At 47.5% G+C, this 26,238-nt stretch carries 23 protein-coding genes and 1 pseudogene; 18 read left to right on the forward strand and 6 right to left on the reverse strand.

Features of this window, described 5'->3' with window-relative positions; all coding sequences use genetic code 11:
• Nucleotides 1-76: 76 nt before the first annotated feature.
• The 13 genes from V7728_RS17255 (at nucleotide 77) to V7728_RS17315 (ending at nucleotide 14,212) form a co-directional block, all read left to right on the forward strand.
• Nucleotides 77-472 (forward strand): DUF5365 family protein, encoded by a 396-nt coding sequence (locus V7728_RS17255; RefSeq protein ID WP_099566519.1) that lies wholly within the window; start codon nucleotides 77-79, stop codon nucleotides 470-472.
• A gap of 130 nt (nucleotides 473-602) precedes the next feature.
• On the forward strand, nucleotides 603-1,025 hold the full coding sequence (locus V7728_RS17260; protein WP_007408449.1) for a CBS domain-containing protein: 423 nt from the start codon (nucleotides 603-605) through the stop codon (nucleotides 1,023-1,025).
• Between the two features lie 127 nt (nucleotides 1,026-1,152).
• A complete protein-coding gene (locus tag V7728_RS17265) occupies nucleotides 1,153-1,842 on the forward strand; it encodes an HAD family hydrolase (protein ID WP_003155347.1) in 690 nt (229 codons plus the stop codon).
• Entirely contained in the window at nucleotides 1,835-3,373 is a 1,539-nt protein-coding gene (locus tag V7728_RS17270; protein WP_003155346.1) for a bifunctional GNAT family N-acetyltransferase/carbon-nitrogen hydrolase family protein, read from the forward strand. Before V7728_RS17265 ends, V7728_RS17270 begins: the two co-directional genes overlap by 8 nt.
• 244 nt (nucleotides 3,374-3,617) lie before the next feature.
• A complete protein-coding gene (locus V7728_RS17275; protein WP_099567264.1) occupies nucleotides 3,618-4,970 on the forward strand; it encodes an aspartate aminotransferase family protein in 1,353 nt (450 codons plus the stop codon).
• 16 nt (nucleotides 4,971-4,986) lie between these two features.
• Complete coding sequence (locus tag V7728_RS17280) at nucleotides 4,987-5,562, forward strand: glycerol-3-phosphate responsive antiterminator (RefSeq protein WP_007610287.1); 576 nt, start codon at nucleotides 4,987-4,989, stop codon at nucleotides 5,560-5,562.
• A gap of 172 nt (nucleotides 5,563-5,734) precedes the next feature.
• Nucleotides 5,735-6,562, forward strand: a complete 828-nt coding sequence (locus tag V7728_RS17285; protein WP_015239469.1) for an MIP/aquaporin family protein — start codon at nucleotides 5,735-5,737, stop codon at nucleotides 6,560-6,562.
• Between the two features lie 16 nt (nucleotides 6,563-6,578).
• Nucleotides 6,579-8,069 carry a glycerol kinase GlpK gene (gene glpK, locus V7728_RS17290; protein WP_007610291.1) on the forward strand — a complete coding sequence of 497 codons (1,491 nt, stop codon included), beginning with the start codon at nucleotides 6,579-6,581 and terminating at the stop codon, nucleotides 8,067-8,069.
• 137 nt (nucleotides 8,070-8,206) lie between these two features.
• A complete protein-coding gene (gene glpD / locus V7728_RS17295) occupies nucleotides 8,207-9,874 on the forward strand; it encodes a glycerol-3-phosphate dehydrogenase (protein ID WP_003155341.1) in 1,668 nt (555 codons plus the stop codon).
• A 139-nt stretch (nucleotides 9,875-10,013) separates the two neighbouring features.
• Entirely contained in the window at nucleotides 10,014-11,756 is a 1,743-nt protein-coding gene (locus V7728_RS17300; protein WP_099566520.1) for a phospho-sugar mutase, read from the forward strand.
• Nucleotides 11,757-11,901: 145 nt separating this feature from the next.
• Nucleotides 11,902-13,044, forward strand: coding sequence for a GAF domain-containing sensor histidine kinase (locus tag V7728_RS17305; protein WP_099566521.1), 1,143 nt, complete (start codon nucleotides 11,902-11,904; stop codon nucleotides 13,042-13,044).
• The gene (locus V7728_RS17310) at nucleotides 13,044-13,691 is read left to right on the forward strand and encodes a response regulator (RefSeq protein WP_059366832.1); all 648 of its coding nucleotides are present in this window, start codon (nucleotides 13,044-13,046) and stop codon (nucleotides 13,689-13,691) included. Before V7728_RS17305 ends, V7728_RS17310 begins: the two co-directional genes overlap by 1 nt.
• Nucleotides 13,688-14,212 carry an NADPH-dependent FMN reductase gene (locus tag V7728_RS17315; protein ID WP_099566522.1) on the forward strand — a complete coding sequence of 175 codons (525 nt, stop codon included), beginning with the start codon at nucleotides 13,688-13,690 and terminating at the stop codon, nucleotides 14,210-14,212. Before V7728_RS17310 ends, V7728_RS17315 begins: the two co-directional genes overlap by 4 nt.
• A 13-nt stretch (nucleotides 14,213-14,225) precedes the next feature.
• Here the strand turns inward: V7728_RS17315 and V7728_RS17320 are convergent, their stop codons facing one another.
• Nucleotides 14,226-14,468, reverse strand: a complete 243-nt coding sequence (locus tag V7728_RS17320; protein WP_003155335.1) for a YhdB family protein — start codon at nucleotides 14,466-14,468, stop codon at nucleotides 14,226-14,228.
• Between the two features lie 190 nt (nucleotides 14,469-14,658).
• Here V7728_RS17320 and V7728_RS17325 point away from each other — a divergent pair, with 190 nt between their 5' ends.
• The gene (locus V7728_RS17325; protein WP_007610300.1) at nucleotides 14,659-14,982 is read left to right on the forward strand and encodes a DUF3889 domain-containing protein; all 324 of its coding nucleotides are present in this window, start codon (nucleotides 14,659-14,661) and stop codon (nucleotides 14,980-14,982) included.
• A gap of 44 nt (nucleotides 14,983-15,026) precedes the next feature.
• On the opposite strand, the gene V7728_RS17330 is transcribed toward V7728_RS17325, so the two are convergent.
• From V7728_RS17330 to V7728_RS17340, 3 genes are all read right to left on the reverse strand, one after another.
• The gene (locus tag V7728_RS17330; RefSeq protein WP_099566523.1) at nucleotides 15,027-16,481 is read right to left on the reverse strand and encodes a C40 family peptidase; all 1,455 of its coding nucleotides are present in this window, start codon (nucleotides 16,479-16,481) and stop codon (nucleotides 15,027-15,029) included.
• Between the two features lie 178 nt (nucleotides 16,482-16,659).
• Nucleotides 16,660-17,094: a nitric oxide-sensing transcriptional repressor NsrR gene (gene nsrR, locus V7728_RS17335; protein ID WP_007610306.1), complete on the reverse strand. Its 435-nt coding sequence runs from the start codon at nucleotides 17,092-17,094 to the stop codon at nucleotides 16,660-16,662.
• A gap of 132 nt (nucleotides 17,095-17,226) precedes the next feature.
• Entirely contained in the window at nucleotides 17,227-18,741 is a 1,515-nt protein-coding gene (locus tag V7728_RS17340) for a mechanosensitive ion channel (RefSeq protein ID WP_015239475.1), read from the reverse strand.
• Between the two features lie 169 nt (nucleotides 18,742-18,910).
• On the opposite strand from V7728_RS17340, the gene V7728_RS17345 reads away from it, so the two are divergent.
• Nucleotides 18,911-20,317 (forward strand): SpoVR family protein, encoded by a 1,407-nt coding sequence (locus V7728_RS17345; protein WP_017417346.1) that lies wholly within the window; start codon nucleotides 18,911-18,913, stop codon nucleotides 20,315-20,317.
• A gap of 38 nt (nucleotides 20,318-20,355) precedes the next feature.
• Here V7728_RS17345 and V7728_RS17350 read toward each other — a convergent pair whose 3' ends face one another.
• Nucleotides 20,356-21,735 carry an alkaline phosphatase gene (locus V7728_RS17350; RefSeq protein ID WP_043021357.1) on the reverse strand — a complete coding sequence of 460 codons (1,380 nt, stop codon included), beginning with the start codon at nucleotides 21,733-21,735 and terminating at the stop codon, nucleotides 20,356-20,358.
• Nucleotides 21,736-22,194: 459 nt separating this feature from the next.
• Between V7728_RS17350 and V7728_RS17355 the strand changes: the two genes are divergently transcribed.
• A complete protein-coding gene (locus V7728_RS17355; protein ID WP_012117174.1) occupies nucleotides 22,195-23,019 on the forward strand; it encodes a C40 family peptidase in 825 nt (274 codons plus the stop codon).
• Between the two features lie 68 nt (nucleotides 23,020-23,087).
• Here the strand turns inward: V7728_RS17355 and V7728_RS17360 are convergent.
• Nucleotides 23,088-23,967: pseudogene (locus V7728_RS17360) on the reverse strand (LysR family transcriptional regulator).
• A 109-nt stretch (nucleotides 23,968-24,076) separates the two neighbouring features.
• Between V7728_RS17360 and V7728_RS17365 the strand changes: the two are divergent.
• Both V7728_RS17365 and V7728_RS17370 read left to right on the forward strand, forming a co-directional pair.
• Nucleotides 24,077-25,180, forward strand: a complete 1,104-nt coding sequence (locus V7728_RS17365) for a citrate synthase/methylcitrate synthase (RefSeq protein WP_099566525.1) — start codon at nucleotides 24,077-24,079, stop codon at nucleotides 25,178-25,180.
• A 79-nt stretch (nucleotides 25,181-25,259) separates the two neighbouring features.
• Nucleotides 25,260-26,129 carry an SDR family oxidoreductase gene (locus tag V7728_RS17370; protein ID WP_099566526.1) on the forward strand — a complete coding sequence of 290 codons (870 nt, stop codon included), beginning with the start codon at nucleotides 25,260-25,262 and terminating at the stop codon, nucleotides 26,127-26,129.
• Nucleotides 26,130-26,238 lie beyond the last annotated feature (109 nt).

The following is a 26,238-nucleotide window of genomic DNA, read 5'->3' on the forward strand; positions in this document are numbered from 1 at the left end:
GTTTCAATAGGAAACACTTACCTTAGCTTTCGCGTTTTTTTCTGTGCTATTCTTGATAAAGATTAAGGATATTCACATGGCAAGAAAGGTGATTGATGTGAGAATTGTGAACGCAGCGACTGACGGACAAGAAAGCGCGATACAAGAGCTTTCCTCTGAATTGTTTCAAAATGTCTTTCCTCTTTATTTCTCCGAACTGGAAATTCAGCGCTTTAAAAAAAGGGGCGTATTATCATTACAAAACCAACGTTACCAAGGAACTTTAAAAGAAGCGTTTCAAATTATGGCTTGTCTGCAAACGGTACATATCATGCTGTCAAAGCCGCACCCGGTATATGACGTCAAAAAGCGGGCGCTGTTTGATAAAAATTGCGCTTTGCTGAATGAATGCGGAATGAATTTTCCCTTTACCTATGATGCTTTCGAGACAGGGGCCGGATCAGAAGCCTGCGGTCACAGAAGGCTGATCTGACGGGTATAAAGAGCCTTTTGACAGGCTCTTTTTTGCTTCCTTGACATGATACCACAATTTCTTTCCTCTAACTCCCTTTATAATGAGACAAATCCCCGAGCATAATAAATATCGAAAGGGGTGCTTTACAATGAGTTCAATCAAACAATCAATGACTACCCACGTGGCTACCGTTTCTCCCAATCAAACGATTCAGGAAGCGGCTGCGCTGATGCACCAGCATAATGTCGGAGCAATTCCCGTCGTTGACGGAGGGGAATTAAAAGGAATGCTGACAGACCGTGATATCGCATTGAGAACAACGGCTCAAGGCCGCGACGGCCAAACACCTGTTTCACACGTGATGTCTTCTGCAGTTGTATCCGGAAACCCGGAAATGAGTCTTGAAGAGGCGTCACATCTGATGGCCCAACACCAAATCCGCCGCCTTCCCATTGTCGATCAAAATCATCTGGTCGGGATCGTTGCGCTTGGAGACTTAGCGGTTGATCAGCGTTCAAATGAGTCTGCGGGAGCGGCTCTTTCCAATATTTCCAGTCAAAACACACAGTAACGGATGAAGAGAGCTTGCACTTATGCAGGCTCTTCTTTCCGTCAGAATGTTACATTTTGAACGCGAAAGAAATTCACGGTATAGTGTATACATAGGTCAGTACGTTTAACTAAAGGAGCTGTAACCATTGATAAAAGCATTAATCTTTGATTTTGACGGGTTAATTTTAGATACAGAAACCCATGAATATGAAGTGCTGCAGGAAATGTTTGAGGAACACGGTTCAACATTGCCTTTATCCGTCTGGGGAAAGGTGATCGGAACGGCCGCGGGGTTTAAGCCGTTCGCATATTTAGAGGAGCAGCTGGGAAGAAAGCTCGATCATGATGAACTGACGGCGATCAGGCGCGGGCGCTTCGAACAGCGGATGAAGACGGAAACGGCTCGCCCCGGGGTGGAAGCTTATTTAGCCGCGGCAAAAGAATTAGGATTGAAGGTGGGGCTCGCGTCCAGCTCAGATTTCAAATGGGTATCGGGCCATCTGAAGGAATTAGGCCTGTTTGATGAATTTGAAGTGATTCAGACGGCTGACGACGTAGAAGAAGTGAAGCCGAATCCGGAACTCTATCTGAAAGCTGCGGAACATTTAGGCGTTGAACCATCTGAATGTCTGGCCTTTGAGGATTCGGTTAACGGCTCAATTGCAGCCAAACGGGCCGGCATGAAATGTGTCATCGTGCCGAATAAGGTAACAAGCGCCCTGTTATTTGAAGAGTACGATCACAGACTGGAATCGATGGCGGAAATGGAACTTGAATTACTCTTACAGCGATTGAACGATCAAAACGAACCGGCAGGGGGAAGCAGCATTGTCTGAGAAACTTGATCTGACCCGTTTTGAAAAGAAAATGGTCATCCGGAATATGGAAGAGAAAGATATCAACAAAATTATTGAGCTGCAAAAGGATTGTTTTCCGGGGATGGAGCCGTGGGAGCCTGAGCATTTAATCAGCCATCTCGCGCACTTTCCCGAAGGTCAGTTTTGCGCCGAGTATGAAGGGGAAATTATCGGTTCATGCTCAAGCCTGATCATCAATTTCGATGAATATGATGACCGCCACACGTGGCAGGACATTACAGACGACGGTTATATCACGAACCACAACCCGGACGGATTGAATCTGTACGGGATTGAGGTAATGGTTCACCCGGAATACAGACGGATGAAGATCGGACACCGGCTGTATGAGGCGAGAAAAGACTTGGCGAGACGATTGAATCTGAAAAGCATTATTATCGGCGGGCGGATTCCGAATTATCATAAGTATGCGGAAGAAATGACGGCGAGAGCTTATGTCGAACAGGTGACGCGCCATCAGATTTATGATCCGGTGCTTTCTTTCCAGCTGATGAACGGATTTACGCTCATGCGGATCAATCCGAATTATCTCCCGGATGACACCGCGTCCATAAAATATGCGACATTAATGGAATGGAACAATGTCGATTACCTGCCGCAATCGAAGCGCTATTACAAATCGGCATTTCCGGTGCGCATCTGCGTCATTCAATATGAAATGAAAAAGATTTACTCCTTCGAGGAATTTGCCAATCAGGTTGAATATTATGTCGATGTGGCTTCCGATGCGAGATCTGATTTCGCGGTGTTCCCGGAAATTTTCACGACGCAGCTCATGTCTTTCCTCGAGGAGCGTTCTCCGAGTCTGGCCATTCAGAGGATTACCGAATATACCGAGGACTATATCAGCCTCTTTACAGATCTCGCGGTGAAATATAATGTCAACATCATCGGCGGCTCCCACTTCGTTGAAGAAGAGGGGAAAATTTATAACATCGCCTACTTATTCAGACGTGACGGCACGATTGAAAAACAATATAAGCTTCACATTACGCCGAATGAGCGGAAATGGTGGGGCATCAGCGCCGGAGACAGGGTGCGCGTATTTGATACGGACTGCGGAAAGATCGCCATTCAGATCTGTTACGATATTGAATTTCCGGAGCTTGCGAGAATTGCCGCGGATCAAGGGGCGAAAATTATCTTTACGCCGTTCTGCACTGAAGACCGCCAAGGCTACTTGCGCGTAAGGTACTGCTCTCAGGCGCGAGCGGTTGAAAACCAAATTTACACCGTCATCTCGGGTACGGTCGGAAACCTGCCGCAAACAGAAAATATGGATATTCAATACGCGCAGTCAGCCATTTTTGCTCCGTCTGATTTTGAATTTGCCAGAGACGGAATCGTCGGTGAAACGAATCCGAATATCGAAATGGTCGTGATCGGGGACGTGGACCTTGAAATCTTAAGAAGGCAGCGTGAAAACGGAACCGTGCGCCAGCTGAAAGACCGGCGCAAAGATATTTACCGGATTACGCATCTGAAATAAAAAAAACGCCCGCTCCGCTTAAGGGGCGGGTTTTTTTATAAAAACACTTGCACCGGCCCCGGTTTCGGGATATGCTCTTGTAGCCCTTTCGCTTTCTGGGAGAAAGCGTTTTTTTAATTGCCGCCGCTTTATTGACTCGCCCATGCCGCGCCTTTATATTCTTATTAAGAGGAAAACTTCACCAAGAGAATCGGCGTCAGAAGCCGGGCAGCTTTCGATACAGTGCAATGATATTGAAAGGGAGATGAGCGGTGTGGAACATGTACAAAAAAATCAGTCACTCAAACAAAAGGATAAAGAGCTGATTTGGCACGCGATGAAAGGGGCGGAGCCGGATGACAGCATAATCGTCCAAAAAGGGGAAGGCGCCTGGGTTACGGACATTGACGGCAGACGGTATTTGGACGGCATGTCAGGCCTGTGGTGCGTCAATATCGGATATGGGAGAAAGGAACTTGCCGATGCGGCTTACAGTCAATTGAAGGAGCTTCCTTATTATCCGCTGACCCAAAGCCATCAACCCGCGATTGAGCTTGCGGAAAAACTGAATGAATGGCTAGGCGGCGATTATGTAATCTTCTTTTCCAACAGCGGATCGGAAGCAAATGAAACCGCGTTCAAAATTGCCCGCCAATACCACATTGAAAACGGCGATCACAGCCGCTTCAAATTCATCTCCCGGTACAGAGGCTATCACGGCAATACGATGGGGGCGCTCGCCGCTACCGGCCAGGCGCAGAGAAAGTATAAATATGAGCCGCTCTCACAAGGTTTTTTGCACGCGGCGCCGCCTGATCTTTATCGGAATCCCGGCGATGCCGTCACATTGGAAAGCGCGCATGACATCGACCGGATCATGACGTGGGAATTAAGCGAAACGATTGCCGGCGTTATTATGGAACCGATTATTACAGGCGGAGGGATATTGATGCCCCCGGACGGGTATATGGCAAAGGTAGAGGACATTTGCCGCCGCCACGGCGCGCTTCTGATCAGTGATGAAGTTATTTGCGGTTTCGGCCGCACGGGAGAGCCGTTCGGATTTCAGCATTACGGCGTTTCACCGGACATCGTCACAATGGCAAAAGGCATTACGAGCGCTTATCTGCCGCTGTCGGCAACGGCAGTAAAACGGGAGATTTTTGAGGCGTATTCGGGCGGTGAGCCGTACGGCCGCTTCCGGCACGTGAATACATTCGGAGGCAATCCGGCAGCCTGCGCCCTGGCCTTGAAAAACCTGCAATTGATGGAGGACGAAAATCTGATCGCCCGCTCCCGGGAGCTTGGAGAAAGGCTGCTCCGTGAGCTTGAGCCGCTCAGAGAACATCCGGCGGTCGGAGATGTACGGGGCAAGGGCCTTCTTGCCGGCATTGAGCTCGTCAAGGACAAAATCACGAAGGAACCCGCTGATGCCGCCCTTGTGCAGCACGTCATCACCGCGTGCAGAGAAAAAGGCCTGCTTGTCGGGAAAAATGGCGATACTGTAGCGGGATATAATAATGTCATTCAGCTGTCTCCGCCTTTTTGCCTGTCGGACGAGGAGCTCTCTTTCATCATTTCGACCGTCAAGGAAAGTGTGCTGAGCATTGATTTTTAATGTAAAGGAGTAAAACATGAGTTTTCACAACCAGCAGATTCTACCGGCAATCCGGAACATGAAGCAATTCGATGCATTTTTAGAAAGTCCGTTCTTATACGGCGTCATTTTAGATATCCACCTCGGTCAATTAAAAGGTGTCGTGAATGAAGCGAAAAAACACGGAAAACTTCTGATGGTTCACGTCGATTTAATCCACGGCATTAAGCATGATGAATACGGTGCGGAGTTCATTTGCCAGGATATCCGGCCCGCGGGCATCATTTCGACGAGATCATCAGTCATCGTCAAAGCGAAACAAAAGAAAATATACGCGATCCAGCGTCTGTTTCTCTTAGATACGAGCGCCATGGAGAAAAGCATGGAATTCGTCGGGAAGCATAAGCCTGACTTTATCGAGGTTCTCCCGGGCATCGTTCCGACTTTAATCAGAGAAATTAAAGAAATGACGGGGATTCCGATTTTTGCCGGCGGCTTCATCCGCACGGAGCAGGACGTTGAAAACGCCTTGCAGGCAGGAGCCACGGCCGTGACGACTTCAGACACCGAACTATGGGCTAAATATGAACATTCTATGACAAAAAAAGATTGACACCGCTTACACCCATTGTTACAATAGACCTAGGTTAATACTATGTGATGGAGACCCGGAGACCCACAACAGCTCTTTACGGAAGCAATAAAGCGTAAAGCGGTTTGTTGTGGGTTTTTTATTCTCTATAACTCTGTCAAACCTGCTATTATGTCATTTAGGAGGAATGATGATGACAGCATTTTGGGGAGAAGTAATCGGTACAATGCTGCTTGTTATTTTCGGCGGCGGCGTTTGTGCGGGAGTCAATTTAAAGAAATCGCTTTCATACCAATCCGGATGGATTGTTATTGTATTCGGCTGGGGATTGGGAGTAGCCATGGCGGCATATGCCGTCGGCAGCATCAGCGGCGCCCACTTGAATCCGGCTTTAACGATAGGCCTTGCGCTTGAAGGCAGCTTTCCTTGGAAAGAGGTACCTGTTTATATTGCGGGACAGATGATCGGAGCAATGATCGGTGCGGTTGTTGTGTACCTTCATTATCTGCCGCATTGGAAGGCGACGGATGATCCGGCCGCTAAACTGGGCGTTTTCTCGACCGGCCCGAGTATTCCTCATACATTTGGGAATATGATAAGTGAAGTCATTGGTACGTTTGTGCTTGTGCTCGGCATTTTGGCAATCGGAGCGAATGAATTTACAAAAGGGCTGAACCCGCTGATTGTCGGATTCCTCATCGTTGCCATCGGGATTTCTCTTGGAGGGACGACCGGATATGCGATCAACCCTGCGCGGGATTTGGGGCCGAGAATCGCTCACGCCTTTCTGCCGATTCCGAAAAAAGGGCCGTCAAATTGGAAATATGCCTGGATTCCCGTAATCGGTCCGATCATGGGCGGTGCGTTCGGCGGCGTATTTTACAATGCCGCGTTTAAAGGAAATGTGACACCTAGCTTTTGGTTTGTAAGCGTTATAATGGTTGTAGTGCTTTTCATACTCTATATTTATACCAAGAAATCTCAATCACAGAAAACATTATCAAATTCTGAATATATTTAAAAAGGAGAGCGGCATCATGGAGACCTATATTTTATCAATTGACCAAGGCACAACAAGTTCAAGAGCGATTCTTTTTAATAAAGAAGGAAAAATCGTGCATTCCGCTCAAAAGGAATTCACACAGCATTTCCCTCAGCCGGGCTGGGTGGAGCACAATGCGAACGAAATTTGGGGATCGGTGCTCGCCGTTATCGCGACTGTGATCTCCGAGTCCGGAATCAGCGCTGATCAAATTGCCGGCATCGGCATCACGAACCAAAGGGAAACGACGGTCGTATGGGATAAAGATACCGGAAAGCCGGTATACAATGCGATTGTATGGCAATCGAGACAAACATCCGGCATTTGCGAAGAGCTTCGTGAAAAAGGATATAATGATACATTCAGAGAAAAAACGGGACTTTTGATCGACCCTTATTTCTCAGGAACGAAAGTCAAATGGATTCTTGACAATGTAGAAGGCGCACGGGAAAAAGCGGAAAACGGAAATCTTCTGTTCGGAACGATTGATTCATGGCTCATCTGGAAAATGTCCGGAGGGGCGGCGCACGTAACGGATTATTCCAACGCTTCAAGAACGCTGATGTTTAATATACATGAATTAAAATGGGATGACGAGCTGCTTGATATTTTAGGCGTGCCGAAATCAATGCTGCCGGAAGTGAAACCGTCTTCTCATGTGTACGCGAAAACGGTTGATTATCATTTCTTCGGTAAAAACATTCCGATTGCGGGAGCGGCCGGAGACCAGCAGTCTGCGCTGTTCGGTCAGGCGTGCTTTGAAGAAGGCATGGGGAAAAACACATACGGCACAGGCTGCTTTATGCTGATGAATACCGGAGAAAAAGCCATCACTTCTGATCACGGCCTTCTGACGACAATCGCCTGGGGATTAGACGGAAAAGTCGAGTATGCACTGGAAGGAAGCATCTTTGTCGCAGGTTCTGCTATCCAATGGCTGAGAGACGGCATGCGGATGTTCCAAGATTCAAAAGAAAGCGAGACATACGCAGAGCGTGTGGATTCCGCTGACGGTGTTTATGTCGTGCCCGCTTTCGTCGGATTAGGCACACCGTACTGGGACAGTGACGTGCGCGGCTCAGTTTTCGGCCTGACACGCGGAACGACGAAGGAGCATTTTATCCGGGCTACGCTTGAATCTCTCGCTTATCAGGCGAAAGATGTGCTTGATGCCATGGAGGCTGATTCAGGCATCTCTTTAAAAACATTGCGTGTAGACGGCGGAGCGGTAAAAAATAACTTCCTCATGCAGTTCCAAAGCGACTTGCTTGATGTGCCGGTCGAACGTCCGGAAATTAATGAAACGACGGCGCTCGGTGCCGCGTATTTGGCCGGAATCGCTGTCGGCTACTGGAAGGACAGCACTGAAATCGCTGATCAATGGAACCTTGATAAGCAATTCAAACCGGAAATGGAAGATGAAAAACGCGATGAATTGTACGGCGGATGGAAAAAAGCAGTAAATGCAGCTATGGCTTTTAAATAAGATAAAAATGTGGTATACTGAAAACAAGTTAATAGGAACGGTCCTGAGATGAGGAGAGACCACAGCACCAAAGTGATAACTGCGCTTTGGCTGTTGTGGTCTCTTTTTCTATACCGTGACAACAAGGAGGAAACGTAATGATGAATCACCAATTTTCAAGTTTGGAACGGGATCATATGCTGGAAGACATGACTAAAAAAACATACGATCTGTTTATTATAGGGGGAGGTATTACGGGTGCCGGTACGGCGCTTGACGCTGCTTCAAGGGGAATGAAAGTCGCTTTGAGCGAAATGCAGGATTTCGCGGCCGGCACATCAAGCAGATCCACAAAGCTTGTCCACGGCGGTTTGCGTTATCTGAAGCAATTTGAAGTCAAAATGGTTGCAGAAGTCGGTAAGGAACGTGCCATCGTGTACGAAAACGGCCCGCACGTCACGACGCCGGAATGGATGCTGCTGCCGTTTCATAAAGGCGGCACGTTCGGTTCATTTTCTACTTCCATCGGCCTGCGTGTGTATGACTATTTAGCGGGAGTAAAAAAATCAGAGCGCAGAAGCATGCTGTCTGCTAAAGAAACGCTGCAAAAAGAGCCGCTCGTCAAAAAAGACGGCTTAAAAGGCGGAGGCTATTATGTAGAGTACCGGACGGACGATGCGAGACTGACGATTGAAGTCATGAAAGAAGCCGTTAAATTCGGTGCGGAGCCTGTCAACTATTCTAAAGTGAAAGAACTGCTTTATGAAAAAGGAAAAGTTGTCGGTGTTTTAATTGAAGATCTGCTGTCAGGCAAGGAATACAAAGTTTACGCCAAAAAAATCGTCAATGCGACAGGTCCGTGGGTCGACGAGCTGAGAGAAAAAGACCACAGCAAAAGCGGAAAACATCTTCAGCACACAAAAGGGGTCCATCTCGTATTCGACCAATCCGTATTCCCGCTTAAACAGGCGGTGTACTTTGATACGCCGGACGGCCGGATGGTGTTCGCCATTCCGCGTGAAGGAAAAACATACGTGGGTACGACCGATACGGTTTACAAACAAAAACTTGAGCACCCGCGCATGACGGTGCAGGATCGCGATTATGTCGTCAGCTCCATCAATTATATGTTCCCGGAACTGAACATTACGGCGGACGATATTGAATCAAGCTGGGCCGGCCTCAGACCGCTTATTCACGAAGAAGGGAAAGACCCGTCTGAGATCTCCCGTAAAGATGAAATCTGGACATCTCAATCAGGCCTGATTACGATCGCCGGAGGAAAACTGACGGGCTACCGTAAAATGGCTGAGCACATTGTCGATCTTGTCCGCGACCGCTTGAAAGAAGAGGGCGGCCAGGACTTCGGCGGCTGCAAGACGAAGACGATGCCGATTTCCGGCGGACATGTCGGCGGCTCTAAAAACTTCGAGTCATTTGTGGAAGCAAAGACAAAAGACGGCTTGAAAATCGGTTTATCACAGGAAACCGCTAAGCAGTTAGCCATCAGATACGGCTCTAACGTTGAAAATGTATTCAGCCGGATTGAGGGTCTGAAAGACGAAGCGGAAAAACGCCAGATTCCAGTTCACATTTTGGCTGAAGCGGCTTACAGCATCGAAGAAGAAATGGCTGCGACACCTGCCGATTTCTTCGTCCGCAGAACGGGAAGACTGTTCTTCGACATCAAATGGGTGCAAACGTATAAAACGGCCGTGATTGATTACATGAGCGACCGATTCCAATGGAATGACGAAACGAAAGAAAAACACACTGAGTGGTTAAATACGCTGCTGCACGACGCGGTTGTTCCGCTCGAACAATAATAACCGGAGGGCTGTGCCGAAAAGGCATGAGCCCTTCTTTTATCTTTTTACATAAAGCATTTGGTTAAGTTATCAAGTGACACGGGCAGCCGCTTCATATTAAAATATGGTCATAAGCTGAAATTATAGGAGGACGAACATGAGTTGGAGTAAGAGTTACGAACGCTGGAATCAGACCGAACAATTAGATTCAGAATTGAAAAAATTATTGGCGGACGCAGAAGGAAACGAGCAGCTGCTGGAAGATTTTTTCTACAAAAATCTTGAGTTCGGAACAGGAGGCATGAGAGGAGAAATCGGGCCGGGTACGAACAGGATGAATATTTACACGGTCCGCAAAGCATCCGCCGGACTTGCGGCGTATATCGCGAAACAGGGGGAAGACGCGAAAAAAAGAGGGGTTGCGATCGCATACGACTCCCGTCATAAATCTCCTGAGTTTGCGATGGAAGCTGCAAAAACCCTTGCTTCCCAAGGCATTCAAACATACGTATTTGATGAGCTCCGCCCGACGCCTGAGCTGTCTTTTGCGGTGAGAAAGCTGAACGCTTATGCCGGTATCGTCGTGACGGCCAGCCATAACCCGCCTGAATATAACGGATATAAAGTGTATGGCGATGACGGCGCACAGCTGCCGCCGAAAGAAGCGGACATCGTCATTGCGGAAGTGAATGCCATAGAAAATGAATTAACGATTCAAGTTGAAGATGAACAGTCGCTGAAAGAAAAAGGTTTGATTAAAATAATCGGTGAAGAAATTGATAAACCGTATACTGAAGAACTGACTTCCATCTCCGTACATCCCGAGCTTTCGGCTGAAGTGGATGTCAGCGTCGTGTTCACTCCGCTGCACGGCACGGCAAATAAACCGGTGCGCCGCGGTCTTGAAGCACTCGGTTACAAAAACGTCACCGTCGTAAAGGAGCAAGAGCTGCCGGACCCGGATTTTTCAACCGTCAAATCGCCGAATCCGGAAGAGCACGCGGCATTCGAATATGCCATTAAACTCGGAGAAGAACAAAACGCTGATATTCTCGTCGCTACGGACCCGGATGCCGACCGTCTCGGCATTGCCGTAAAAAACAGCGAAGGCAAGTACACAGTGCTGACGGGAAACCAGACAGGCGCGCTTTTATTGCATTACCTGCTTTCCGAGAAGAAAAAACAGGGCGCCCTTCCTGAAAACGGTGTCGTCATGAAAACGATTGTCACGAGCGAATTGGGCCGCGCCGTCGCTTCATCGTTCGGATTAGATACGGTTGACACGTTGACAGGCTTCAAATTTATCGGTGAAAAAATCAAAGAATATGAAAAATCAGGCCAATACACGTTCCAGTTCGGGTATGAAGAAAGCTACGGCTACTTAATCGGCGATTTCGCGCGTGACAAAGACGCGATACAGGCTGCGCTGTTAGCCGTCGAGGTATGCGCCTTTTATAAAAAGCAGGGCATGTCGCTTTATGACGCGCTGCTGTCCATTTTTAAAGAATACGGTTATTACCGTGAAGGCTTGAAGTCATTGACGTTAAAAGGAAAACAGGGAGCAGAGCAGATTTCCGCTATCCTGACTTCCTTCCGAAACGATCCGCCGAAGCAGATGGCCGGAAAACAAATCACGCAGGCTGAAGACTATTCAACGGGAAAACGGACTGTATTTGCCGATCATCATGAAGAAGATATTGATCTGCCGAAGTCAAATGTCCTGAAATATTTCCTTGAAGACGGCTCTTGGTTCTGCCTTCGTCCATCGGGAACGGAGCCGAAAGTGAAGTTTTATTTCGCCGTGAAGGGAACTTCTTTACAAGACAGCGAACAGCGTCTTGCCGCATTATCTGAAGCCGTCATGAAAACGGTAGATGGCATAGTGGAAAAAACGAAATAAACAACAAACCGCCGGAAGCGACATCCGGCGGTTTTTTTATACGCCTCATCCGAAAGTATGAGGGAAATTCATGCTGAAAACAAAGGAATATACAGAAAAGAATTGATATAATATGGATAATTCTGATTGGCCGGAGTGAGGGAAATTGACGAAAACGACAACGACGGTAGAAACGTTAAAAACGTTAAAAGCGATTGCGGAAACCTTAAACCAAAGCCACGATTTAAAGGAAGCGCTTGATAAAGTGCTTCGCGAACTGCTCAGCCTGACCGGGCTGCAGACAGGGTGGATTTTTCTGATTGAGCCGGACGGATCTTATACGCTCGCCGCATCCGCTTATTTACCGCCGGCTCTCGGTCAGCGGGAAAATGCACTCATGTGCAGCGGGGAATGCTATTGTCTGACCAAATTCAGCAATGGCGGATTGACAAAGGCCGTAAACATAATGAATTGTAAACGGATTGAATTCGCGGAACAGACGACGAACTGCCGCGATACAGAGGGCATTACCCACCATGCGACCGTACCGCTTGAGGACGGCGGCCGGAAGTTCGGTTTATTAAACGTCGCCGCAAGCGAAAAGACATTTTTCAACGAAGAAGAACTGCATCTTCTTGAAGCGGTTGCATTTCAAATCGGAACGGCGATTCAGCGGATGAAATTGGCCGAATTTGAGCAGCAGAACGCCCTGTTGATGGAACGAAGCAGACTTGCGCAAGAGCTGCATGATTCCGTCAATCAAATGCTGTTTTCTGTCAGCTTAACGGCAAAAGCCGCAAAGAGCTTTACAGATGATGATCGGCTCCGGCAGATGATTACGTTTATTCAAGAGCTGTCGCAGGATGCGCTAACAGAAATGAGAGCGCTTATTTGGCAGCTGAAGCCGAAAAGTTTGACGAAAGGGCTGTATGCGTCGATCAAAAGCTATGCCGCTCTTATCGGCCTGGAAGCCGTTTGTGAAATGGAGGATGAGCTGGAGCTTACAGATGAACAGGAACACGCGCTTTGGCGGATCGCCCAGGAAGCCTTGAATAACTGTAAAAAGCATGCGGGAACGGACCGGGTTATCATTTCCGCCGTTAAAAAGCCGGATTGCGCTGAGCTTCATATTAGCGACCGTGGAGCGGGCTTCAGCGCTGATGCGCATGCTGTGCTCCCATCGCTCGGCGTGGCCGGCATGAAAGCGCGGGCTGAAGCAATCGGCGGCCGCTTTACACTGCAATCCGAGCTTGGCGCCGGAACGATTGTCTCCGTTCGGCTTCCGTTTCGGGACAGGAGGTCTGATTGATGAAAATTGTGATTGCTGATGATCATCACGTTGTCCGCAAAGGACTGCGCTATTTCTTCGCCACTCAGGAAGACATTGAAGTTGTCGGTGAGGCGTCCACCGGTGCTGAAGCGCTTCAGCAAGCTGAAAAGACGGAGCCGGACATCATTCTGATGGATTTATCAATGCCTGATATGGACGGCATAGAAGCGGCAAAAATTGCGGCGGAACGATTCCCGGACATCAGTATCGTCGTTTTGACGAGCTATTCTGATCAGGAGCATGTCATTCCCGCCCTTAAAGCCGGCGCAAAAGCGTATCAGCTGAAAGACGCTCAGCCCGATGATTTAGTAAAAACGCTCCGGGAAGTATATTCCGGACGTTACCGGCTGTCGGCGGATATTGTGCCTCACGTGCTGACCCATATGGTTCAGGATGATCAGGATAAGGAAAAATATGATCACCTGACCCCTCGTGAAAAAGATGTTCTTCAAGAAATAGCCAAAGGGAAAAGCAATAAGGAAATTGCGGCGGCACTGTTTATTTCAGAAAAAACAGTGAAGACCCACGTGTCCAACCTGCTGTCAAAGCTGAATCTTTCCGATCGGACGCAGGCGGCATTGTATGCGGTAAAATATAATGTTTTTGGAAAGGCGGTAAAATCATGAGCATATTAGTGATCAGCGGAACACCGAGAAAAAACGGGCGGACTAGAATTGCCGCTTCTTATATCAGAGATCGGTTTCATACCGATTATATTGATTTGAGCGAAAGTGATCTGCCGCTTTATAACGGTGAAGAAGAACAGAACGAGCTGCCTTCAGTGCAAGAGTTAAGGCGGCAGGTGAAAAAGTCGGCGGCCGTCGTCTTATTATCTCCCGAGTATCACAGCGGCATGAGCGGCGCTTTAAAAAACGCCATCGATTTTTTAAGCAGCGATCACTGGGCATACAAACCGGTGGCAATCATTGCCGCGGCGGGCGGAGGAAAAGGAGGCATGAACGCGCTGGCGAATATGCGGACGGTCATGCGGGGCGTTTATGCAAATGTCATCCCGAAACAGCTGGTCTTAGACCCGATTCACATTGACATGGAGCGCCGGACCGTATCTGAGGATATGGCGGTCAGCCTGAAAGAGATGATCGAAGAGCTGAATATGTTCACAAACATAAGAAATCCCGGCGTCTGACGCCGGGATTGTTTTATGTCAGCATGGCTAATTGATCTTCATAAGCGAGCTCTGTCGCATGATCAATATACCCGAGAAGGGAATACAGCTCTTTTTCAAGCACCGCATGATCATATTCGAAATGATACGCGTGCAGAAAGTGCTCAATACGCTTTGATAATAAATCATCTTTTGTACGAACCATCAATATTAACAAATTGTCCCATTGAGACCGGTGTGTGTAATACAAGGCTTTGTCATAATCGGCATGATCCATCTAACGCTTCTCCTTTCAATGAGAAGTTCTCCGTTAGTTTATGCCGTCGAAGACCGATGCAACGGGGGAAAAGTTGGTGTCCTTATCACAGCGGCATAGCAATATGAGGGAGACATAAAATAAAACCGCATATCCGTCTCTTCTTTGGACACGCTAAGATTGACAAAAAACGACTCAGGAGAACATAAAGATGAAATCCCTTCCATTTGCGCTTGCCCTCTTGTTTTGCGGCATTCTCATTGCCTCGATCGCTGAAAAAGGGCATACAGAACACCTTGATCCATCAGTTGAAAAATGGGAGCAGCTCGCATGGAACCAGCTTGAACGTGAATACAAGGGGGCCGAGCTTACCGATTATTCGTACATGGGCCGTACAAAAGTGAACCGGGAACAGACGAAAGATGTGTTTCGCGTAACGGTGCAAACAACAAAAGAAACGTTTTCATCCCGTGCTGAAGTGTATTTCCATCCCGTGACAAAACATGTGATCAGCATTAATATTTTCAGACTGTAAAAAAAGCTGCACAGCCTAATTGAGGCCGTACAGCTTGTCAGATATCAGAAGAAACGTTTTGCGCCGAGGTAACGCTGTTTCCAATAGGAATTGTTCATGCTGGAAATAACGACACCCGAATCGTTGGCATTAATAAACTGGCCGTTCCCGAGATAAATACCGACGTGGGAAGGTCCGGCTTTATAAGTTGAGAAAAAGACAAAGTCACCGACCGCCGGCTGGCTGACTGATGTCATCGTATTCCAGTAGCCTGCGGCTGAAAGTCTGGATACAGAAGTGACCTTATTGAGAACGTAATAAATGAAACCGCTGCAGTCAAAGCCTCTCGGCGTCGTCCCGCCCCATACATACGGTACGCCCAGCTGAGCTTTTGCGGCATCGATCATTACATTAATCTTCGCGCTTGTTGAACCTGTGCCGCCTGTGTTGCCGGACTGATTCGGTGTTGTGTTTGTCTGCTGCCCGGTAATCGTCAGCTTTTGTCCGATTTGAAGAACATCTGTTTTCAGATTGTTTTTCTCGCGGATCTGCTGGGCGGTCACATTGAACTTTTGGGCAATCACCCATAAAGAATCCCCGCTTTTCACGGTATATGTAGTGGTTTTCCCTGTATTTCCGGACTGGTTCGGAGTTGACGGTGAAGTCGAAGAGCCGGAAGATGACGTTTTGGTCAGCTTAAGCACTTGTCCGACCCGCAGCATGTCTGACGTCAGTTTGTTGATGCTTCTGATTTGCTGAACCGTCATATTGTATGCGTTTGCGATTTTCCAGAGTGAGTCTCCGCTTTTTACTGTATAGGAGGACGTTTGCGTCTGGTTTTTATTTTGGTTTGAATTGTCCTTTGACGGCGTGTTTCCCGAAGAAGACGTTCCTTTTGTTTTCAGGACTTGGTTTACGTAGATCGTATCCGTTTTTAAGTTGTTTAATACTTTGAGTTCCGCAATGGTCATATTGACGCTGTTTGCGATCTTCCATAGTGAATCGCCGAGTTTGACTTTATACGTCCCGGAAGATGATGACTGCTTTTTGCTGTTGTTTGAGCTGCTGCCAGGAGCGGTTTTTTTCTGATCGGTGCTTGAGGAAACTTTCCCCGTCACTTGCAGCTTCTGTCCGGCGCGGATTAAGTCGCTTGTCAGACCGTTCAATTTTTTCAGTTCCTGTACGGACATTTCAAAATCAGATGCGATCAGCCACAGCGAGTCTCCGCTTTTCACTGTATAAACGCTTTTAGTCGTGCCGCTGTTCTTTGAAGATGGCTTTTTGCTGCCGGAATCTGATTTGCCGTTAGGAATGTTGAGCGTCTGCCCGATAGAAATAACGGTGGATTTTAGATGATTCGCTGATGTAATGGCATCCACGCTTGTATTGTAGTTTTGGGCAAGCTTCCATAATGAATCTCCGCTTTTAACCTTAATCGTTTGTGCTTCTGCCGGTGTTACAGCTAACGCAGACCCGACGATCGCAGATGCAGTCAAACCGACCGCTACCTTTTTTTTCATAATGAATCTCCCTTTTCCTGCGATGATTTTACTATCCCCATTCGTTGCATACGCAAGGTGAGGATATCAGTAATGATAATCTTTATATCGGCACTTGTCTGCAATCGTTTATCATATTAATAGAAATAGTCCTTTTTTCTTATGCCGGCATAAAAAAAGAAGGAATGCGGGCATTCCTTCAGCTTCTGAGCAGTCTCATAATCTCCTCTTTGTTTTTGACCAGATCCCTTAACGTATATTTGTCTAAAACGGCCAGGTAAGCTTGCAGGGCTTCATTCAGAAGGTTCTTTAAGTTGCAGGCGGGAGATATGATACAGAGATTTTTTTTGGAGTCAAAGCATTCTACGATGTTAAAGTCGTCTTCTGTATTTCGAACGACTTCTCCAATGTTTATGTCTTCCGGTGTCATTCCTAAACGGATTCCGCCTCCCCGGCCCCGGATCGTTTCGACATACCCGAGCTGGCCGAGGCGGTAAATGACTTTCATGAGGTGGTTTTTAGAGATGGAATAAGTATCTGCGATTTCTTTTATGTTGGAAAGTTCGTCGGAATGTCTGGAAGCCAAAAAAATCAAAACGCGTAAAGAATAATCGGTATAGTTCGTTAATTTCATAGAATGACCTCGAAAAAAGAGATTTTGCTTCTGTTACAGTCTATCATATATGAATCTAAAATGAAAAAAAAGGAATTTGCCCCCTTAACTCAAAAAAAAACGTGCGCTCCTTCTGAGCACACGTTTTTTTCGTTAAGACATCGGCGGCTTACGATCGTCAGCCGATTGATGTTTTTCAATTTTGCGATCCAATTTTGCGAGATAACGGGAGGCAAATTCTTTTCCGCCAAGACCGAATGAAAGTCCGAAGGCAAGCGCGAAACCGCCCAGAATCAGAATAAACGCGGCATTTACGATCGTGTCGGCGACACCGAGCTGATCCAGCGCCATAAAGATTGAAAGAGTGATAATGGTATATTTCGCAAGCGGCGCCAGGAATCTGAATTCCTTTCCGCTCAGCATGCCGGCAAGCAGCCTGCTGACGAGCTGTCCGGCCAAAAGCCCGATTCCGAGAATAAATACAGCGGCCAGAACATTGGGCAGGTAAGCGATAATACCGGTTGCGATAACGACGAGAAATTCGAGATGAACAAGCTGCAGCGCCTCTGCCGTAAAGAGCAGGACGATGATGATCTGAACAATCATGCCGACCGTCTGAGAAAGCGTCAGCTTCGGGGTACCCGTCTGTTCAAAACCCATTTTACCGAGAAGAGAGTCGAAACCGGCCCGGTGCAGGAGCCCGGATACAATGCTGTTGACCCATTTTCCGATCCAGATGCCGGCGATGATCAGCACGATACCGATGATGATATTAGGGAGCATTGTGAAGACCGTGTGCAGCATGGCTGACGCCGGTTCAGAAATACCCGCCACATCAAGCCGGTCAAGCGCAGAAATGATCACCGGAATGAAAATCAGCACGTAGACAATCGTTCCGATGATTGCCGACAGGCTTGTATCCTTCAGATAAATAGAAAGCCCCATACGTGCGGCGAGCCTTTCCGTGCCGATACTCGCCAGAAAGTTTGTGACGATATCACGGACGAGACGGGCAACAAGCCAGCCGATTAAAACAATCAGCGCCGCGGCGAATAATTTCGGTATAAAGGACAAAACGCTTTGGATCATATTTGTAAACGGCCCTGATACTCCGCTGATCTGGAGAGCGGCCAAGACGCCGGGCAGGAACAAGAGCAAGACGAAGTAAAAAACGATTCGTGAAGCGGCCGTAACGGATCTGCTCATCTCCGCTTCTTCAGACACCATTGTCCATTTTCTGAGCCGGCCGTTTTCAGCGAGTTTCATGCCCGCTTTTTTGACGAGATAGCTGAAAAGCGAAGCGGCCGCCCAGCCCAACAGCAGAATCAGGCCGGCTTTTAAAATGCTCGGCACAGCCGCCGTTATCGCTGACAGCATGCTGACAAAAGGCGAAGCCACGGTTGTCAGATGCAGAATGTTAAAGAATAGAATAAAAACGATGATTAATGCGATAAAATAAATGACTTTACTGATGACTTTTTCTGAGGAATAGCGCGCCGGCTTTTTTTCGGCGAACAGCCTGTCGTCGATTTTTGTTTTTTGCAGGCCTTTGTATACGGCTTTTTCAATGATTTTGGCAATGCCCCAGCCGATAAGCAGGACGAGCAGTGCGATGATCAGATTCGGGAGTTTGCTGAGATACGTCGTAAGCATGTCTGCTGTATTCAAGTAGAATCGCTCCTTTTCTTTTTGGGGTATGGTGTGTGTTTTACCCACTTACATATAAAGCAAACGGGGCGGATGTGCCGAAAGTTTTCAGCCGGAAACCGGTCTGTTATTTCATCTTTTGAGAGGAGGGGTCATACATTATAAATAAGTCCAAGTAGGGGGGATTCGGTTGAACGCGGAGGAGACAAAAGGTTTACAGCGGGCAATTGAGGAAATAACCGACATTGCGAAGGGTTTCGGCCTTGATTTCTACCCGATGAGATATGAAATTTGTCCGGCTGAGATTATTTATACATTCGGCGCGTACGGCATGCCGACGAGATTCAGCCACTGGAGTTTCGGCAAACAATTTCACAAGATGAAACTCCATTATGATCTCGGTTTGAGCAAAATTTATGAACTTGTCATTAATTCCAACCCTTGCTACGCTTTTTTGCTGGACAGCAATTCGCTGATCCAAAATAAATTAATTGTAGCCCATGTTCTTGCCCATTGTGATTTTTTCAAACATAACTGCCGCTTTCAAAATACGAACCGGGACATGGTTGAGAGTATGGCGGCTGCGGCGGAGCGGATTAAGCATTATGAAAGAATGCACGGGATAAAAGAGGTGGAGTCCTTTTTAGATGCCATTCTGGCGGTTCAGGAGCATATCGATCCGTCGCTCGTCAGGCCGAAGCTGCTGTGGAGCGTCGATGACGAAGAGGAGGACGAAGAAGAAACCGCGCCATCGCCTTACGATGATTTATGGGGAATGGATAAGCCGAAGCAGGTGAAAAAGAAAAAAGGGAAAAAACCGTTTCCGCCCCGGCCGGAAAAAGATATTCTGCTGTTTATCGAGGAACATTCGCGGGAGCTTGAACCGTGGCAGCGTGACATTTTAACCATGATGAGAGAAGAAATGCTGTATTTCTGGCCTCAGCTGGAAACGAAAATCATGAACGAAGGCTGGGCATCCTATTGGCATCAGCGGATTATCCGCGAGCTTGACCTGACTTCAGATGAAGCCATCGAATTTGCGAAGCTGAACGCAGGCGTCGTTCAGCCGTCAAAAACGGGAATCAACCCGTATTATTTAGGGCTGAAAATTTTTGAAGACATCGAAGAGCGTTATGACAACCCGACAGATGAAATGAAAAAAACAGGAGTAAAGCCCGGTTCCGGACGCGAGAAAATGTTTGAGGTCAGGGAAATTGAATCGGATATATCATTTATCCGCAATTATTTGACGAAAGATCTCGTGATGCGTGAGGATTTGTATTTATTCCAAAAGCAGGGCAGGGACTATAAAGTGATCGACAAAGAATGGAAGGCCGTGCGCGACCAGCTCGTGAACATGCGGGTCAACGGGGGATTTCCTTATCTGACCGTCAATGACGGGGATTACCTGAAGAATAATGAGCTTTATATTAAACATTGGTATGAGGGAATTGAGCTTGATCTGAAATATTTGGAGAAAGTGCTGCCGTATCTGTACCAGCTGTGGGGCAGGAGCGTGCACATCGAATCTGTTCTTGAAGACAGAGAAGTGATGTTTTCGTATGACGGCAAAGGAGTGCACCGGAGATATCTGTAAAAGAAGAAAGGATGCGGGGAAACCCCCGCATCCTTTTTTTATTTTCCGTGTTTCAGGATGTGAAAGATCTTTTTGGCCTGGTCCGTGTTGTTTAAAAGCCCCGTAAATGACTCTCTTCCCGGACCGTATGCGTAAACGGGAACTTCTTCGCCTGTATGATCGCCGGTTGTCCAGCCGCTGTTGGTTTTCGCATTAAAGAGCTTAATGATCGCTTTGTAGATGCTCTTGTCAGCATCCTGTTTTGCGGCCGTTTCGATCTGTTTGATTTCAGCTTTTGACCATTTCAGGTCTGTATAGCGCGCAAGCACGGAAGATACGGATTTGCCCGCTTTGATTTGGTCAGCCATAAATGCCGGAGTTTTTTTGGCGGCAAGAATCGGTTCAACATGCCAGTTTTTATCGTCATTCGCGCCGATCGTCAATCCGCCGGTGGTATGGTCAGCCGTGGCAACGACAAGCGTATGTTTGTCCTTTTTGGCAAATGCGATCGCTGCTTTATACGCTTTTTCAAAATCCTTCATTTCGCTCATTGCGCCGACTATATCATTGTCATGTCCCGCCCAGTCAATTTGGCTGCCTTCGACCATTAAGAAAAACCCTTTTTTATTCTTGTTCAGCCTGTCGATCGCCGCCGTTGTCATGTCTTCTAATGAAGGGACGGCGTTTGAGCGGTCGATTGCTTTGTCGAGTCCGCCATCGGCAAACAGGCCGAGAATCTTCTTGTTACGATCCTTTTTGAGTTCCTGTTTTGATGTCACGTAGCTGTATCCCGCTTTTTTGAAATCCTTTGTTACATTGCGGTCTTTACGGATAAAGTTTGACTTGCCGCCTCCGAGGAGCACATCGACTTTCTGTTTTCCGTTGATGCGGTCATCAAAGTAGCTGCTTGCGATGTCATCCATGTTCTTTCGGGATTTGTTATGGGCTCCGAATGCCGCAGGGGTGGCGTGCGCAATCTCCGAAGTTGCGACAAGTCCGGTGGATTTCCCTCTTTGTTTCGCTTCTTCGAGGACGGATTTTACCCGCTTTCCTTTTTTATCGACTCCGATCGCCGCGTTATACGTTTTCACACCCGTGGCCATTGCCGTGCCTGCCGCCGCGGAATCGGTAATATTGGAATCAGGATCGTCAGGGTAAGTCATCATCATACCGGTGAGATTGGGGTCGAATGCCGTCAGTTTCATACCATCCGAAGGCTTTCCTTTGTTAATGACCGAACGGTAGGCGTTCATATAGGGAGCGCCCATTCCGTCGCCGACCATGAAGATGACGTTTCTGATTTCGTTTTTGTCAGGCTGTTTTTTTGCCGCAGCCTGTTCGGAGTGCTGAAGCCCCGCGCCCGCAATCAGACCGGCTGTCAGCACGGATACGGCTGCCGCCGGCAGAAGTTTTGATCGAACCTGTTTAAATAGACTCATTCTCACTCGTCCTCCTTTAATCGTGTCTGCATGTCTAATGGTAGGGGGTGTTTGTAAAGAGCGCCTGTTCCTCCTGTAAATTTCAGGTGAAACATTGTTAGAAATGTAAATTCCGGTGTAAAGTTATGTTTTCAAGAAAGAGTGAAAACCATTCACTTTTTTGAAAAAGTCGAGGATTTTTTTAACAAGGGGTTATTTGGAAAATAAACTGCTTTGTTTTTCCAAAATACGAGGATCACAGGAAAAAAACATGACAAATAGACTCGTTTTTCGTCACGTTTGAAATCAAATTGAAATATTTAATACCCTTAAAAACTTTTTTCTAAAACGAATTAGTAAGAAATTTGTCACGGGAAGTCAAGTCTATTTCTAGTGGAAATTGAACCTTATAATAGGAAACAGATAAAAACTTTAAAAAAGAGACACATAAAATAGATAGAATCATTCAGGGAGGAAAATATGAAAAAGCAACTTGTTACAGCAACAACGGCAGTGGTTTTGGGGACGACTTTGTTTGCGGGCGCGGCATCTGCGCAAACGATTAAGGTAAAAAAAGGCGATACATTATGGGGACTTTCAAATCGGTATGGAACGTCAATTAATTCCATTAAATCTGAGAACAAATTAAAATCGGATATCATTTACATCGGTCAGACGCTTTCGATTAACGGTAAATCATCCTCAGGTTCAAGCTCAAGCAGCAAGTCATCATCGTCTACATATAAAGTCGTAAAAGGCGACAGCCTTTGGAAAATTGCGAATAAATATAAAATGACGGTAAACCAATTAAAAAGTTTAAACGGTTTAAAAACGGACCTGATCCGCATCGGACAAGTTCTTAAAGTAAAGGGATCAACTTCCGGTTCAACGTCTTCAGGATCTTCGTCATCAAAGCAGCCTTCATCCAGCCATAATGCTGCACAGACGAGCCTGAATGTAAACAAGCTGATTTCTGATGCGCAATCTTTAACCGGGACGCCGTATGTATGGGGCGGAACAACGACTTCCGGCTTTGACTGCAGCGGATTTATCTGGTACCTGTTAAACAAACAGACGAGTGTCGGCAGAACGAGCACTGCGGGATACTGGAGCTCAATGAAGAGCGTGTCCAGCCCGTCAAGAGGAGACTTCGTCTTCTTTACAACATATCAGGCCGGCCCTTCACACATGGGTGTGTACATCGGAAACAACAAGTTCATCCATGCCGGTTCTGACGGCGTCACAACAAGTGATCTGAATAACAGCTACTGGAAACCGCGCTACCTTGGCGCGAAAAGATTCTAGCAGCGATAGAAACCCGTTCATCAGAACGGGTTTTTTATTTAGACGGGACAGAGCTCCATTTGTTTCACCTAAAAATGAAAATGTGATAAAAAATCTAAAAAGGTTTTCTTTTTTTCATTTTCATAGAGGGCGATGGCGTACGCGCCCGCGCTCGGCATCTGGGCGAATTCGCACGGAATTTCAATCATGCTGCCTGCGGCGAGTTCGGCCCGTACTGCTGACAGCGGCAGAAATGAGACACCCAGCCCCTCTTTAATAAATCGTTTCGTAATATGCGTCTGTGTCACCTTCATTGTCCTGACGAAAGGGAACTGTATTCTGACCTGGCGGAGCAAATCATCCCAATAGTCAGGATGGTTATGGGTCAAAAGCAGATATTGTCCGAACAGGTCTTTCACTTCATCGGCCTTCCCTGTTCCGGGTTTTCGGCCGGGCGGCGCGACGAGGACAACGGGGTCATTGTACAGGGAGCGGCAAGTGAGGGAAGATGATTGCACCTTTAAGCAGCTCAGTCCGATATCGGCTGAGCCGTTTCTGATTTGAGAGGCGATTTCTTCCGATTCGAAAATGGTGACCGTCATTTCGGTTTCTTTATTGTCCTCTGTATAACGCTTCATGACAGACGGGAGAACGGTGTCGGCGATAAGCGGCGAAACAGCGAGTGTCAGCGTGTGCGAGTAGCCCTGGCGCACCCTGTGCAGCTCCGCCATGCTGTTTTCATAGTCTTCCAAAAGCCTCATGGCAAACGGCACGTATGCTTTTCCTTCTTCGGTCAATTGTATCTTTCGGCCGCTTCGCTGAAACAGCTTGCAGCTGATTTCTTTCTCTAATAATTTTATATGAACGGTGACGGTCGGCTGAGATAAAAAAAGCGTTTCCGCCGTTTTTCTGAAATTCTCATATTTTGCCGCGGTGACGAAGGAAGGTGTGAAGCCATTTAAAATCCATAGATGCACTCCTCTGATTAAAAGTTTTAATTAATTCCCTTAAAAATATTCATTATTTTTTAAATATTATATTTACTATAATAACAGAAAGAGGATAAGGGGGAATGAAATTGATTTATCGTGGATTGAAAGGGATTACTTGTGCAGAAACGGCTATCAGCCACATTGACGGAGAAAAGGGGCATTTAATATATCGCGGCTATGATGCGAAGGATATTGCGCTGCAATTCAGTTTTGAAGAAGCGGCGTATCTCATTTTGAACGGGGCGCTTCCTGATGAGCGGCAATTGCTTGCGTTTCAGGAAGAACTTGCAGCCGAGCGCGGGCTTCCGAAACATTTGATCGACTTACTGGAAACGCTTCCGGATGAAATGGACGACATGGCGGTGCTGAGAACGGCTGTTTCAGGTTTGGGCACAGATTCATTTACATATCCGCCCAAGCCGGAAGAAGCGATTAAACTGATTGCCGTCACACCGACGATTATTGCGTACAGATACCGCCGTAAACAAGGGCAGGAAGCGTTGTCACCTGAGGCGCGATACGGACACGTTGAAAACTATTTGTATATGCTGACAGGCAGGCAGCCGTCCGCAGCCCAAAAGAAAGCGCTTGAAACGTATATGATTCTGGCGATGGAGCACGGGATGAATGCATCGACTTTTTCAGCGAGAGTCACCGCTTCGACTGAATCGGACTTAGTGTCTGCCGTCACTGCCGCACTGGGTACGATGAAAGGGCCGCTGCACGGAGGCGCGCCTTCAGGCGTCACGAAAATGCTTGAAGACATCGGGAAAAAAGAAAATGCAGAAGCGTATTTGGCAGCGAAGCTTATGAGGGGAGAACGCCTGATGGGCTTCGGGCACAGGGTGTACAAAACAAAAGACCCGCGGGCGGAAGCGCTGCGCATAAAGGCTGAAGAAGTGGCGGGAAATGATCCGTCGCTTGACTTGGCGCTTTATGTGGAGAAGGAAGCCATCCGCCTGTTAGAGCAATATAAGCCCGGACGGAAGCTGTATACGAATGTGGAGTTTTACGCAGCGGCTGTGATGCAGGCCATTGATGTCGACAATGATTTGTTTACGCCGACCTTTTCAGCAAGCAGAATGGCAGGCTGGTGCGCACACGTGCTTGAACAGTCCGCTGACAACATGATTTACAGGCCGTCTGCGAAATACACCGGCGCTTTTCCCGAAACGGCTCAGCAGCTTTAATTACCGGCATATTTGTCCGTTTAACTCCCCGCACTGCGTGGTATCGTCTCAGTAATACCAATTGCAGGAGTGTGAGAATATGAATCCGATGGACAGACAGACGGAAGGACAAAAGCCGCAGGTGCAAAAACGCCAGCCCGGTATTGAATCAGACATGGAGCCGAAACCGTTCTTGGAGGACCCGGATGTAAAAGGGTCGGACAGATTAAAAGGAAAAGTCGCCGTCATCACGGGCGGAGACAGCGGCATCGGCGCAGCGGCTGCGATCGCTTACGCGAAGGAAGGGGCGGATCTTGCCATCCTGTACCTAGACGAACATGCCGATGCCGAGAGAACGAAAAAGCGTGCGGAAGAATACCAGGCCGAATGCCTGTTAATTCCGGGAGACGTCGGTGATGAGGCGCATTGTCAAAAGGCGGTCCGCCAAGTCTTAGATCACTACGGAAAAATAGATATTCTCGTTAATAATGCGGCTGAGCAGCATCCGCAAAACGGGATTCTTGATATTACAGCTGAACAGCTGGAGAAGACATTCCGTACAAACATGTTTTCTATGTTTCATATGACAAAAGCCGTGCTGCCTCATCTCAAAAGAGGGAGCGCCATCATTAATACAACGTCTATTACCGCTTATCAGGGAGACACATCATTGATCGACTATTCATGCACGAAAGGCGGCATCGTTTCCTTTACGCGTTCAATGGCGATGTCATTGGCCGATCAGGGGATCAGAGTAAATGCGGTGGCCCCTGGCCCGATCTGGACCGCCCTGATTCCGGCAACGTTTACTGAAGAAAAGGTGGAAAAGCACGGTTTGGACACTCCGATGGGAAGACCGGGACAGCCTGCGGAACACGCCGGAGCTTACGTGCTTCTGGCTTCAGACGAATCTTCCTATATGACGGGGCAGACCATTCACGTAAATGGCGGCAGATTTATTTCAACATAATACGCAAGTCTTATCCCGCGCTTTTAAAAAGGGCGGGATTTTTATTTGAACGTACATATGAATACGATTTTCAAAAAATGGAAGTCGCCAGCTGAATCACTAATGTTAA

The organism is Bacillus sp. JHAA, assembly GCF_036961585.1.
In the GTDB taxonomy this organism is placed as follows: Bacteria; Bacillota; Bacilli; order Bacillales; family Bacillaceae; genus Bacillus; species Bacillus velezensis.